The following is a 12,377-nucleotide window of genomic DNA, read 5'->3' as shown; positions in this document are numbered from 1 at the left end:
CCCGTCCTGGCGGGTCTCTTCCCGCCGGAAATTTTCCACCGTCGACGTGCTCACCGATCTGCTGCTGTGACGGAAGCTCTCCCGCGTAACCGTCTTCCGAGGGTGTGCATGGTTCGCGCGGTAAACACAGTCATTACCGTCTGTATGCCGGAAATCTATTTCCAATCAAATCAGCCGCTTACGGGGGATTCCGGGAGTATCCCTATAATTCGGGTATACTGCGCCTCTTTTCCCGAATCACCCAAAGCACAGTTGTTGGAGAACGCAAAATGGCAGTCGTCGCCAATAGAAAATCCGTGATGAATCTCTTCACCGGTGTAAACGATATTTTCAGTCATCGTGTACGCATCGTCCTGGCCGAAAAGGGCATCAACTTTGAGGGCGTCGACGTTGACCTTTCATCCCCCCCTGAAGACCTGATGGAGCTCAATCCCTACGGATCCGTGCCGACCCTGGTGGATCGTGACCTGGTGCTCTACGACGCGCAGGTGATCATGGAATATCTGGATGAGCGTTTTCCCCATCCGCCACTGATGCCGGTTGACCCCGTCTCCCGCGCACAAAGCCGCATGACCCTGCATCGTATTCAGCGCGACTGGGATTCTTTGGTTGGCAAGCTGTCGAAGGGACGCGACAAGGAAAAGGTGGCCAAGGAGCTGTGTGACAGCCTTACTATTATCGCCCCCATCTTCGAGCAAAAACCCTATTTCATGAGCGATGAGTTATCGCTGCTGGATTGCGCGATCGCGCCTATCTTGTGGCGCCTGCCGCTGTACGGCGTCACCTTGCCCAGCAGCGCCAAACTGGTTACCGCCTATGGCGAACGCCTGTTTGCGCTGGACTCCTTCCAGGCGAGCCTGACCTCAAAAGAGCGTGAGATTCGCGAATAACGTATGTGATACCTGCTAGCGATGAGTGATATGACCTCCAGTCGGCCCTATTTAATGCGCGCTGTTTACGAATGGATTGTGGATAACCACATGACCCCGTATATGTTGGTCAACGCCGAGCTGTCCGGCGTCTATGTCCCGCAGGAACACGTCAGCAACGGTAAGATTATTCTCAATATTGCCCCGGAGGCAGTGCAGAATCTGGATATGGCCAGGGATGAGGTGGGCTTTCATGCGCGCTTTGGCGGAAAGCCCATGCACGTGCGCGTACCGATTGCGGCGGCGCTGGCGATATATGCGCGTGAAAATGGCCGGGGCATGGTATTCAATGAGGATGAGGATCCTACCCCCGAGCCCAATAAACCCAGCGGTCCTACGCTGCGTGTGGTGAAGTAAGCTTCGTTTGGTTTGGTTGGTAGTCCGGTTAGTTCGCTCGGTCCGGTCTATCGCGGAGCCCGGCGGGCTTCAATATCCCGCCAAACATGATCCCACAGAGTGCGCCGTAGAGGTGCGCATCGACGATCACCGCCCCGCCGGCGCCGGCCGTAGAGCCCGGCAGGGGGCCCGCCACCTGTTCCCATACCAGCTTTGCCCCGACCAGTATCAGCAACACATAACTGCTGCCTCGGCCGGCGCGAACCTCGGCGATGCCGCCCGCCACCAGCATGCCATGCAACACCCCCGACAGGCCGACGTACCAGGCCAGTTGAGGGTTGAAGACGAGCAGTCCAAGCCCGATGCCCAGCGCCAGCCCGGCGCTGATGGATAGCCACTGCCGGAGGCTGAAGCAGCGGCCGACCAGCCCCCAGATCAGCGCCAGGCCGGCAATATTCAGCCATAAATGCGACCAACCGAGGTGTGTCAAATGGCCGCTGAATAGACGCCACAGCTGTCCGTGCAGGATCGCCTCCCGCTCAAAACGCAACAGGGCGGACAGCTCGGAACCGCCCAGTGCGACCAGCGTCATACACAGGGCCAGGGTCAGTGGCAGTCCAAGGTGCGCCAAACGGGAGGCGCGAAATTGTGATAGCGTCATGGTGGTGTGTTTTCGATGATGGTGTGGTTAGGATAGAGAACCGCCGTGCGGGCCCTCCCCGGATTGTTGCGCCTCAGTCATCATCAGTCATCAATTGGCAACCTGACTAGTGGTATGATTGCGATAAAGCATCCCTTTAACGCTTGTAAACCAGAAACATCAAGACCAGTGTAAAGAATGGAGACAGACGTGCAAACTAATTCAGTGAATTTTCTATACCGACGGCAGACCGGCTTCACCCTGATCGAGGTGATGGTGGTGGTGGTCATCCTGGGTATTCTTGCCGCCATTGTGGTGCCAAGGGTGATGGATCGGCCCGCAGAGGCGCAGGCGGTTAAGGCCCGGCAGGATATTCGCGCCCTGGAAAGTGCGCTCAATCTCTACAAGCTCGACAATTTTGTTTATCCCAATACCGATCAGGGGCTGGAGGCGCTGGTGACCAAGCCCGGCACATCGCCCGAACCACGTAACTGGAAGCAGTATATCCCTCGTTTGCCCAAGGATCCCTGGGGCAATGATTATCAATATCTGGCGCCGGGCGTGCAGGGTGATATCGATATATTTACATTCGGTGCCGATGGGCAGCTCGGTGGAGAAGATATCAATGCCGACATTGGTAACTGGAATCTGCAATAGTTTTCAGGGGACGGCTGCCAGCGTTTCCAGTGTCATCTTCGCCGCTGGATGAGCGCGCCATGACCCATTCTCCATTACCGGCGCAATCGCGGCTGTTCTGTAATGCGGCGCACCAGTCGCACCGTGCATTTCAGGGTCGTCGCTGCGAGGCCGGTTTTACCCTGCTTGAATTGATGGCGGTGATTGTGATCATCGGTATTGTTATCAGCTTCGCCAGCCTGTCTATTGGCCAGAACAGCAGTCGTATTGTGCAGGATGAGGCGGAGCGGCTACACGGCCTCATACAGCTGGCTGCGGAAGAGACGGTGTTGCAGGGGCGTGAACTGGCGCTGGAATTCAATCATGATCGTTATCAGTTTCTGGAACTGGGCAGTAACGGCTGGCAACGGGTGGAGCAGGATAAAATGTTCCGCGAACGGCCATTGCCCGAGAACGTGGAACTCGAACTGACGCTGGAAGGTGTCGAGGCCAGTTTCGCAGACCCGGATAATCTGCCGCGGATCTTTATCCTGTCCAGCGGCGAACTCACCCCCTTCAGCCTGAGCCTGAGTGCGGACGAGGTTGAGACCTATTCTCTGCAAGGTTCAATCAATGGCAAGCTGGTGTTGGCCAGGGCGAATGACGATGGAAGCTAAGGTCATGCCAATGCCGCTTAATGCCGGCCTGCGCCGGGGTCACGGTCATGCACTCCGTCCAGGTCTTTTTGGTTCTGCGCGCTGCCGGGGCTTTACCCTGCTGGAGGTGCTGGTGGCCCTGGCGGTGATCGCCTTTTCGCTGGCCGCCGCGGCCAGCGCCGTGTCCGGCAATGCTAGCAATGCCTCCGGCCTGCAACAGCGCACCTATGCCCACTGGGTCGCGATGAATAAGATGGCCGAGCTGCAGATTGACAAAGCATGGCCCGCAATCAGGACCACCAAGGGCAGCTCGCTGATGGCGCGGCACGAATGGTTCTGGGCGGTGCAGGTGAGTCAGACACCCAATCAGTCTATCCGTCGGGTGGATGTGATGGTGCGACCGGCAGAGGACGATGAATCCCCGCTGGTGACCCTGACGGGATTTTTGGGCCAGCCATGATCAGTCGCCGGCCGGCTCAAAACGGCTTCACGCTGCTCGAATTGCTGGTGGCGCTGGGCATTTTCGCCCTGCTGGCAGCGATGTCCTATAGCGGTCTCAATAGCGTGATGCTGGCCCGCCAGGTAACCAATCAACATGCCGAACGACTGACCCAGCTGCAAATGGTCTTTTTATGGTTGGGCCGCGATGTTGAGCAAGCCATCGACCGTTCGATTCGTGACGAATATGGTGATCTGCAAGCGGCCATGCTGGGCGTAGAGACCGGCCGCTATCAGCTCGAGCTGACCCGCACCGGCTGGCGCAATCCGGCAGGCCGTGCCCGCAGTGATCTGCAGCGTGTGGCCTACGGCCTGCGCGATGGTGAGCTGGTGCGGGTCTACTGGAATGTGCTGGATCGCGCCCAGGATAGCCAACCGCTGGAAAGCGTCCTGCTGGATGGCGTCGACAAGCTGGAGCTGCGGTTTCTCGATAGCGCAAATAACTGGCAGACCAGCTGGCCGGCCGGTCAGACGGGGGGGCAGGCCATCCCGGGTTCAGCCAGGGCCGTGGAGGTCACCCTGGAGACCACGGCCGAAGGCCGCATCACCCGCCTGTTTCGGGTGCCGGGTTAATGTCGGTGCATCACCACAAGCGGAAGGCTCCGCACAACAGACAGCAGGGCGTGGCCCTGATTACGGCGTTGTTGATTTCGGCCCTGGTGACAGTCGCCGCCGTGGCCATGGCCTCGCGCCAGCAGCTGGATATCCGCCGCACCGGCAACATGCTGGAGGCCGATCAGGCCTACATGTACGCCCTGGCGGCGGAGGCCTGGGGGTCGCAGATCCTGAGACAGGACCGGCAGACCACGCAGATCGATACCCTGGACGAGGACTGGGCCACCCAGCTGCCGCCCGTGCCCATAGAAGGCGGCATGATCAGCGGCAGTATCGAAGACCTGCAGGGGCGCTTTAATCTGAATAATCTCATCGATACTAACGCGGGCAGCAACAGCACGCCGAATCAGGAACAGATCAGGGTATTGCAGCGGATCCTTGCCCAGGTCAGTCTCGTGGAAAAGGACGTGCAGCTCTCGCCCTTTATGGTCAACCGGGTGGCCGACTGGATTGATCCCGACCTAAATGCCCTGGCCGATGGTGCCGAAGATATGAACTATCTGAGTCTGGATGTACCGTATCGGGCGGCCAATCGGCGGATGGTCAGCCCCACTGAACTGGCGGCGGTGGCCGGATTCTCGTTGCGGGATGTGGCCGCCCTGGCGCCGCTGATCGCCACCCTGCCACAGGCGGCCACGGCGACATCGGGGACGACAGTGAATGTGAATACGGCGCCGGAGCTGGTGTTGATGAGCCTGCATGAAGACATCACGGCGCGAATCGCCGAAGAGCTGGCCCAGTATCGCCGTGCCACGCCGTTTGAAAAGCCGGAGGATTTTGTGACCAAGTTACTGAGCGATTATCAGATTACGCTGGATCCAAAGCTGGTGGGGGTGAGCAGTGACTACTTTCTGATCACCAGTGATGCGGCTATTGGCCGCACGAGCCTGCGCATGTACAGTCTGCTGGCGAGAGTCGGTAATGATATCAACGTGGTGCGGCGGGGCATCGGTTCGTACTAATTGTAGAGGCAGACGTGCGTAAACAACTTTTCATTCAACTGTTTGAGCCCCCAGTGGGCCACTTGGCGGGCGCCGAGATGGCGGCGGGTGAAGCGGCCGCGGTAGCCCCCGCCAGCTGGGTGCTGCGCGACGATGATCGTCCCGCCGGCAGTCTGTTTCATGGCGATCTCGCGCAGGCCGCTGCCCAGGCCGTGGGCGCGCGAGTCAGCGTGCTGGTGCCCGGCGCGGAGGTGTTGCTGGCGCAGGTTGATCTCCCCGCAATGAAGGCTCAGCGACTGGCCCGGGCGGTGCCCTATGCACTGGAAGAACAGCTGGCCGAGGACCTTGATCGGCTGCACGTGGCCATCGGCCAGCAGGACAAACAGGGGCGGGTGACCAATGCCGTAGTGTCGCGCGCGCGCCTGGAGGCCTGGCTGACGCAGCTCAGGTCCGCCGGCCTGCAGGCCGACGTGATGACGCCGGAGATGTTTGGCGTGCAGTGGGAACCGGTCGATGCGGCCGGGCAGGCCCATTGGTCGATGCTGATTGATGGCCAGACGGGGCTGTTGCGCACCGGTGCCCAGACCGGCCTGGGCTGCGAGCTGGATAATCTGCTAGCGGTAACCCAGGCCTGTCTCGATGACGCCCGCGATCACCTTCCCGGCGCCCTGCGGGTGATCATCTGCAGTGATAGTGATTTTGAGAATTCCGATGCCTATCGCGGCCTGGCGGAAATGTGCGCGACCCATAGTATCGACTTATCGTTAGAAGTGAAGGATGAGGCTCGCAGCGTGGCCCTGGCGCAGAGCTTTGACGAGCAGCACGCCATTAATCTGCTGCAGGGTGATTACAGTCGCAAACAGCAACTGGAAAAACTGTTGCGCCCCTGGCGACCGGCGATCGTTGTGCTGGGGTTATGGTTGTTGCTGCAGGTGGGCATGTTCGGGCTGGAGTACAGCCGCCTGTCGGCCAGCAGCAGTGAACTGAAAGAGCAGATTGAGGCAGTGTATCGCGATGCCTTTCCAGGGGCGCGTAATGTGGTGAATCCCAGGGTGCAGATGCAGCGCGGCCTGGAACAGCTACGCAGTGGTGGCGGCCAGGATGGAGGGTTGTTGCCCTTGCTGGCCCAGGCCGGCGTCGTGTTTAAAGACACCGATGGCGTGATTCTGCGCACCCTGCGTTTCAAGACCGGGCAGCTGGATGTGGATGTGGAAATGCCGGACCTGCAGAGTCTGGATAAACTCAAGCAACGGCTGCACGACGAGGCCAGGCTGCAGGTCGACATCGTCTCGGCCTCTTCGCGGGAGGGCAAGGTGGAAAGCCGCCTGACCTTGCAGTGGCTGCCCTCGACAGGAGGCGGAAAATGAAGGCCTGGTTTGCCGGCCTGGAGGCCAATGAACGTCGCCTGTTGTTGATTGCGGCCCCCCTGTTGCTGGTGTTGTTGCTGTATGTGGGGATCTGGGAACCCCTGGCCAATAAGGTCGATAGCCTTCGGCTGAGCACCGCCGAGCAGACATCGCTGCTGGCCTGGATGCGCGGTGCGGCACAGGAGGTGAAGCAGCTGCGCGGCCGCAGTACCCAGCCGGCCAAACCGCCCAGCGGCCAGTCGCTGCTGACCCTGGTGGATCGGACCGCCAAGACCGCTCAACTGGGGCCGGCGCTGAAACGGGTCCAGCCCGATGGCGAGCAGAAGGTGCGGGTGTGGCTGGAATCCGCCAGCTTTGACGACGTGGTGCGCTGGCTGAGCCTGCTGGAAACCCGCCACGGCGTGCACGTGGAGAGCAGCGTATTTCAGGCCCTGGAGGTCACCGGCCGGGTGGATGTGCGCCTGGTGTTTGAGGCCGATGCCTGAGCCAGGTCGTCACGGCATCGCTACAGCCCGATTGCGGTCCCGGAATTCCGCATTCAGTGCGGCGCCAACTTGTCGTTAACCAGAAGGGTGATGTAACGTTTTCTATGAAATTTTCTGTGCGCTTTCAATATTTTCCGCTCGTGGTGTTTGGTCTGCTGATCTATCTGGTGGCCCTGGTGGTGACGTTTCCCGCAGAGCGGGCCTATGCCCACTGGCAGGGCAGCGCGAAGGCAAACAGGGCGGTGGCCCTGTCGGGTATCAGCGGCAGCGTGTGGTCCGGCGGGGCCGCGGTGGCGCTTATTCAGGGGCAGCCGTTGCGCGATCTGCAATGGACGCTGCATCCGTGGTCGCTATTGTTCGGTCAGGTAGGTCTGGGCTGGGGCTTTCAGCTGCCGGAATCTGCATCCGGGAGTGAATCCGGGTATGCCCGGGCGCAGACCGCCTTCGGGCTGGATGGCAGTGTCAGCGTCGAACAGCTGGAGGCGCGCCTGCCGGCCCAGTGGGTGGCGGCACTGGCCAAAGCCGCCGCGGTGCGCCCCGCGGGCGTCGTCAGCCTGAACCTGGCCCAGCTGCACTGGGATGGACAGAATCTGGTGTCGGCGGAGGGCAGTGTCGCCTGGCAGGGTGCCGGCCTGAATATCTTTAAACCGGTGGCGCTGGGCGATCTGTCGCTGCAACTGGAGAATGCCGAGCAGGCGATAAAAGGGGTGGTGAGTGATGGCGGCGGCCCGCTGTCGCTGGATGGCCTGCTGACGCTGACAGCGGACGGGAAATATGAATTTAACGGCAGTCTCGCGGCCCGTAATGCGCCGGATCTCGAGGCCGCCCTGCGGTCGCTGGGGCGGGCCGGCACCGATGGTCGGATCAAACTCAAACGCGCGGGCAGCCTGGCGAGCCTGGGTCTGTTTTAGCGGCGTGTGTCGTGGCATATAGCGTGCTGTGCGCCCAGGCCGGCGCCGACATCGGTCGCCGCCAAATTCATAACATGCTAATATTCTTCCCGTTTTCCGGTGTCTTGGAGGATGCCCTCGCGGCCCTGCGTGCAGGATGTCGTGTGTTCCGGCGCTAACGCCGCTGTCCATAACGGATCCCAACGAATCCCTAAGCCCTTCATAAACAACCCATAAATGACCGACCTGTAAATTACAACGGAGTATCCATGTCTTTCGATAAAATCACTGTCCCTGCCGATGGCGCCCAGATTACTGTCAATGCGGACCATTCCCTGAATGTGCCGGATCGCCCCATCGTGCCGTTTATCGAGGGTGACGGCATCGGCGTGGATGTCACCCCGGCGATGCAGACCGTGGTGGATGCGGCGGTGGCCAGGGCCTACGGCGGCGAGCGTTCTATCGCCTGGATGGAGGTGTTCGCGGGTGAGAAGGCCAACAAGCGCTACGGTGGCGATGTGTGGCTGCCTGACGAAACCCTGGCGGCGGTGAAGGATTATGTGGTCTCCATCAAGGGCCCGCTGACCACGCCGGTCGGCGGCGGCATGCGCTCGCTGAATGTCGCGCTGCGCCAGCAGCTGGACCTGTACGTCTGTCTGCGGCCGGTGCGCTATTACACCGGTACGCCCAGTCCGCTGAAAGAGCCGGAGAAGACCGACATGGTGATCTTCCGCGAGAATTCCGAGGACATCTACGCCGGCATCGAGTGGCAGGAGGGTACGCCCGAGGTGAAGAAGGTCATCGACTTCATGCGCAACGAGATGGGGGTGACCAAGATCCGTTTCCCCGACAGCTCCGGTATCGGCCTCAAACCCGTGTCCCGCGAGGGGACCCAGCGCCTGGTGCGCAAGGCGCTGCAGTACACCATCGACAACAATCGCCCCTCGCTGACCCTGGTGCACAAGGGCAATATCATGAAATTCACCGAGGGCGCCTTCAAGGAATGGGGCTACGCCCTGGCCAAATCCGAATTTGGCGCCACCGAGATCGACGGCGGTCCGTGGTGCCGCTTCAAGAATCCCAACACCGGTGAGGAGATCGTGGTGAAAGACGTCATCGCCGATGCCTTTCTGCAACAGATCCTGCTGCGTCCGACGGAATATGATGTGATCGCCACCTTGAACCTCAACGGCGATTATGTGTCTGATGCTCTGGCGGCGCAGGTGGGCGGCATCGGTATTGCGCCGGGGGCCAATCTGTCCGACACCGTGGCGATGTTTGAGGCCACCCACGGCACCGCCCCGAAATATGCGGGCAAGGATCAGGTGAACCCCGGTTCGTTGATTCTGTCGGCCGAGATGATGCTGCGCCACATGGGCTGGACCGAGGCCGCCGATCTCATCGTCAAGGGCATGTCTGGCGCCATTCAGGCCAAAACCGTGACCTATGACCTGGAACGGCTGATGGAAGGCGCGACCCTGGTGAGCTGCTCCGGGTTTGCCGCGGCGGTGGTTGCCAATATGTAGTTGTGGGAGATCTCGCTGGGCTGGGGGCCGCTTGCATTATTGCCAATCCGACCCCATCTCAACGAGGCAGTTAAGCAGATTTGTTAAACGATTTGTTAAACGATTTCTTGGACATAGTATCGCCTCGGGCTTCGACTAGAATTAGGTTTATGGGAAACAGAGACACACACCGCGACGACGGCCTGGCGGTACAGGAATCGCGTCCAAAGCTGAAAAAACCACCGATGTACCAGGTGGTGCTGCTGAACGACGACTTCACCCCCATGGAATTTGTGGTGCATATCCTGGAACGGTTTTTTTCCAAGGATCGCGCCCAGGCCACGCGCATCATGTTGCATGTCCATACCCAGGGTAAGGGGCTGTGCGGCATCTTTGTGCGGGAGATCGCCGAGACCAAGGTGGCGCAGGTCAATGAATATGCGCGCGGCAATAACCATCCGCTGCTGTGCGAAATGGAAGTGGCGAGTTGAGCGCCGATCCTGTGCATTGCTGGCTAAAGTGAACGGGATTTGGTCCGACTAGGAAGATAGGATTTTAGAGAAGGGATTATTGTAGTAACTGCCCCTTTCCGGGGCACATTGTAGGGGAACGTTATGCTAAGTCATGAACTCGAGGTCACCCTCAATCTCGCCTTTCAGGAGGCACGAGAACTGCGTCATGAATTCATGACGGTGGAGCACCTGCTGCTTGCCTTGACCGATAATCCCACCAGCAACAGCGCGCTGCAGGCCTGCGGCGCCGATCTCGATGAATTAAAGCGAGACCTCACCGAATTTTTACACGAAACCACGCCGCTGCTGCCGGAAGGCGATGACCGCGAGATCCAGCCGACCCTCGGCTTCCAGCGGGTGCTGCAGCGCGCGGTATTTCAGGTGCAGTCCTCCGGCAGCAAGGAGGTGACCGGCGCCAATGTGCTGGTGGCCATCTACAGCGAGCAGGAGTCACAGGCGGTCTATTTCCTCAGCAAGCAAAATGTCGCCCGACTCGATGTGGTGAACTATATTGCCCACGGTATTTCGAAAGTGGACGAGGGCGACGCTGAACCCTTCTCGAGCGCCGAAGAGGGGCAGGAAGGGGATGCGTCCGCCAAGAGTCCGTTGGAGAGTTATGCAACCAATCTGAACCGGCTGGCCATGCAGGGCAAGATCGATCCCCTGATCGGCCGCAAGGATGAGATCCAGCGCACCCTGCAGGTGCTGTGTCGCCGTCGCAAAAACAACCCGCTGTTTGTGGGTGAGGCCGGGGTGGGTAAAACGGCCCTGGCGGAAGGGCTTGCCAAACAGATCGTCGATGGCGAGGTCCCCGAGATCCTGGCCAATGGCGTCATCTATTCGCTGGATCTGGGCGCCCTGCTGGCCGGTACAAAATACCGTGGTGATTTTGAAAAACGCCTGAAGGCCGTCCTGGCGCAGCTCAAAAAGGAGCCGGGCGCCATCCTCTTTATCGACGAGATTCACACCATTATCGGGGCGGGCGCCGCCTCGGGTGGTGCGATGGATGCCTCCAACCTGATCAAGCCGGTATTGGCTTCGGGTGAGCTGAAGTGCATCGGTTCCACCACCTACCAGGAGTACCGCGGCATTTTTGAGAAGGACCGCGCACTGGCGCGGCGTTTCCAGAAGATCGACCTGCCCGAGCCGTCGATGGAAGAGACCGTGCAGATCCTGGAAGGGCTTAAATCCCGCTTCGAGGAGCATCACCAGGTGCGCTTTACCCATCAGGCGCTGCGTACCGCCTCCGAGCTGGCGACCCGCTATATCAACGAACGCCATTTGCCGGACAAGGCCATCGATGTGATTGATGAGGCCGGTGCCGTGCAGCGTCTGAATCCGCCCTCCCGGCGTAAAAAGACCGTGGGTGTGAAAGACATCGAGGCCGTGGTGGCGAAGATGGCGCGCATCCCGCCCAAGCAGGTGTCCACCTCCGACAAGGAAGGGCTGCGTAATCTCGATCGTGATCTCAAGCTGGTGGTGTTCGGACAGAATGAGGCGGTGGATACCCTGGCGACGGCGATCAAGATGTCGCGGGCCGGGCTGGGCAATGAAGACCGGCCGATCGGCAGCTTCCTGTTTGCCGGGCCGACCGGTGTGGGCAAGACTGAGGTGACCCGTCAGCTGGCCAAGATCATGGGCATTGAGCTGATCCGTTTTGACATGTCCGAATACATGGAGCGGCATACGGTATCGCGGCTGATCGGTGCGCCTCCCGGTTATGTGGGCTTCGATCAGGGCGGCCTGTTGACGGAGTCCATCAACAAACACCCGCATGCCGTGGTGTTGCTGGATGAGATCGAAAAGGCGCACCCTGATGTCTTTAACCTGCTGTTGCAGGTGATGGACCACGGTGCGCTGACCGACACCAACGGCCGCAAGGCGGATTTCCGCAATGTGATCCTGGTGATGACCACCAATGCCGGCGCCGATGCCATGAGCCGGCCGACCATTGGTTTCCGGCAGCAGGATCATTCCACGGATAGCCTGGAGGCGATCAAACGCACCTTCACGCCGGAGTTCCGCAATCGACTGGATGCGATCATTCCGTTCAAGCCGCTGGATCACGTGACCATTTCGCACGTGGTCGATAAGTTCCTGTTCGAGCTGGAGGCCCAGCTGGAAGACAAGAAGGTGGAGTTGATGGTCGACACCAGCGCGCGGGTCTGGCTGGCGGAGAATGGCTATGACGAGAAGATGGGCGCCCGTCCGATGGCCCGTGTGATCAAGGAACGCATCAAGAAGCCGCTGGCCGAAGAGCTGCTGTTTGGGCGTTTGGTTAACGGTGGGCTGGTCAAGGTGTCAACCGACAGCGCCGGCCTGACCTTCACCATCAATGAAGAGGAACCTGTTACCGAAGTGCTGTAGTGGGTACTTCAGTGGGTACTT

14 protein-coding genes are annotated in these 12,377 nt (G+C 60.0%); 13 read left to right on the top strand and 1 reads right to left on the bottom strand.

The genetic code is table 11. The features are described 5' to 3' along the window. Positions 1–269 precede the first annotated feature (269 nt). Both RRB22_09355 and RRB22_09350 read left to right on the top strand, forming a co-directional pair. A complete protein-coding gene (locus tag RRB22_09355; protein MDT8384610.1) occupies positions 270–890 on the top strand; it encodes a glutathione S-transferase N-terminal domain-containing protein in 621 nt (206 codons plus the stop codon). Positions 891–911: 21 nt separating this feature from the next. Next, positions 912–1,286: a ClpXP protease specificity-enhancing factor gene (locus RRB22_09350; GenBank protein MDT8384609.1), complete on the top strand. Its 375-nt coding sequence runs from the start codon at positions 912–914 to the stop codon at positions 1,284–1,286. A gap of 28 nt (positions 1,287–1,314) precedes the next feature. Here the strand turns inward: RRB22_09350 and rrtA are convergent, their stop codons facing one another. Beyond that, on the bottom strand, positions 1,315–1,926 hold the full coding sequence (gene rrtA, locus RRB22_09345; protein ID MDT8384608.1) for a rhombosortase: 612 nt from the start codon (positions 1,924–1,926) through the stop codon (positions 1,315–1,317). A 189-nt stretch (positions 1,927–2,115) separates the two neighbouring features. Between rrtA and gspG the strand changes: the two genes are divergently transcribed. From gspG to clpA, 11 genes are all read left to right on the top strand, one after another. Then, complete coding sequence (gspG, locus tag RRB22_09340) at positions 2,116–2,562, top strand: type II secretion system major pseudopilin GspG (protein MDT8384607.1); 447 nt, start codon at positions 2,116–2,118, stop codon at positions 2,560–2,562. A 59-nt stretch (positions 2,563–2,621) separates the two neighbouring features. Then, the gene (gene gspH, locus RRB22_09335) at positions 2,622–3,197 is read left to right on the top strand and encodes a type II secretion system minor pseudopilin GspH (protein ID MDT8384606.1); all 576 of its coding nucleotides are present in this window, start codon (positions 2,622–2,624) and stop codon (positions 3,195–3,197) included. Between the two features lie 4 nt (positions 3,198–3,201). Further along, positions 3,202–3,636 carry a type II secretion system minor pseudopilin GspI gene (gene gspI / locus RRB22_09330; protein ID MDT8384605.1) on the top strand — a complete coding sequence of 145 codons (435 nt, stop codon included), beginning with the start codon at positions 3,202–3,204 and terminating at the stop codon, positions 3,634–3,636. After that, a complete protein-coding gene (gene gspJ / locus RRB22_09325) occupies positions 3,633–4,247 on the top strand; it encodes a type II secretion system minor pseudopilin GspJ (protein ID MDT8384604.1) in 615 nt (204 codons plus the stop codon). The genes gspI and gspJ overlap by 4 nt, the downstream gene beginning before the upstream one ends. Next, complete coding sequence (gspK, locus tag RRB22_09320) at positions 4,247–5,251, top strand: type II secretion system minor pseudopilin GspK (protein ID MDT8384603.1); 1,005 nt, start codon at positions 4,247–4,249, stop codon at positions 5,249–5,251. Before gspJ ends, gspK begins: the two co-directional genes overlap by 1 nt. A gap of 14 nt (positions 5,252–5,265) precedes the next feature. Then, complete coding sequence (gspL, locus tag RRB22_09315) at positions 5,266–6,597, top strand: type II secretion system protein GspL (GenBank protein ID MDT8384602.1); 1,332 nt, start codon at positions 5,266–5,268, stop codon at positions 6,595–6,597. Beyond that, positions 6,594–7,082, top strand: a complete 489-nt coding sequence (locus tag RRB22_09310; protein ID MDT8384601.1) for a type II secretion system protein M — start codon at positions 6,594–6,596, stop codon at positions 7,080–7,082. The genes gspL and RRB22_09310 overlap by 4 nt, the downstream gene beginning before the upstream one ends. A gap of 104 nt (positions 7,083–7,186) precedes the next feature. Then, entirely contained in the window at positions 7,187–7,993 is an 807-nt protein-coding gene (locus RRB22_09305; protein ID MDT8384600.1) for a type II secretion system protein N, read from the top strand. 248 nt (positions 7,994–8,241) lie between these two features. Further along, positions 8,242–9,498, top strand: a complete 1,257-nt coding sequence (gene icd, locus RRB22_09300) for an NADP-dependent isocitrate dehydrogenase (GenBank protein MDT8384599.1) — start codon at positions 8,242–8,244, stop codon at positions 9,496–9,498. A gap of 149 nt (positions 9,499–9,647) precedes the next feature. Beyond that, positions 9,648–9,968, top strand: coding sequence for an ATP-dependent Clp protease adapter ClpS (gene clpS, locus RRB22_09295; GenBank protein MDT8384598.1), 321 nt, complete (start codon positions 9,648–9,650; stop codon positions 9,966–9,968). Positions 9,969–10,091: 123 nt separating this feature from the next. Next, complete coding sequence (clpA, locus tag RRB22_09290; GenBank protein ID MDT8384597.1) at positions 10,092–12,356, top strand: ATP-dependent Clp protease ATP-binding subunit ClpA; 2,265 nt, start codon at positions 10,092–10,094, stop codon at positions 12,354–12,356. Positions 12,357–12,377 lie beyond the last annotated feature (21 nt).

The organism is Gammaproteobacteria bacterium (assembly GCA_032250735.1).
In the GTDB taxonomy this organism is placed as follows: Bacteria; Pseudomonadota; Gammaproteobacteria; order SZUA-152; family SZUA-152; genus SZUA-152.
The sequence above is the reverse complement of the archived record's forward strand: the minus strand, read 5'-3'. Positions and strand labels throughout refer to the sequence as shown.

Coding starts and splice junctions, on each gene's coding strand:
- RRB22_09350 (MDT8384609.1), top strand. CDS start 912: ATGAGTGATATGACCTCCAGTCGGCCCTATTTAATGCGCGCTGTTTAC.
- gspJ (MDT8384604.1), top strand. CDS start 3,633: ATGATCAGTCGCCGGCCGGCTCAAAACGGCTTCACGCTGCTCGAATTG.
- clpA (MDT8384597.1), top strand. CDS start 10,092: ATGCTAAGTCATGAACTCGAGGTCACCCTCAATCTCGCCTTTCAGGAG.
- RRB22_09310 (MDT8384601.1), top strand. CDS start 6,594: ATGAAGGCCTGGTTTGCCGGCCTGGAGGCCAATGAACGTCGCCTGTTG.
- gspH (MDT8384606.1), top strand. CDS start 2,622: ATGACCCATTCTCCATTACCGGCGCAATCGCGGCTGTTCTGTAATGCG.
- rrtA (MDT8384608.1), bottom strand. CDS start 1,926: ATGACGCTATCACAATTTCGCGCCTCCCGTTTGGCGCACCTTGGACTG.
- RRB22_09305 (MDT8384600.1), top strand. CDS start 7,187: ATGAAATTTTCTGTGCGCTTTCAATATTTTCCGCTCGTGGTGTTTGGT.
- gspK (MDT8384603.1), top strand. CDS start 4,247: ATGTCGGTGCATCACCACAAGCGGAAGGCTCCGCACAACAGACAGCAG.
- RRB22_09355 (MDT8384610.1), top strand. CDS start 270: ATGGCAGTCGTCGCCAATAGAAAATCCGTGATGAATCTCTTCACCGGT.
- icd (MDT8384599.1), top strand. CDS start 8,242: ATGTCTTTCGATAAAATCACTGTCCCTGCCGATGGCGCCCAGATTACT.
- clpS (MDT8384598.1), top strand. CDS start 9,648: ATGGGAAACAGAGACACACACCGCGACGACGGCCTGGCGGTACAGGAA.
- gspI (MDT8384605.1), top strand. CDS start 3,202: ATGCCAATGCCGCTTAATGCCGGCCTGCGCCGGGGTCACGGTCATGCA.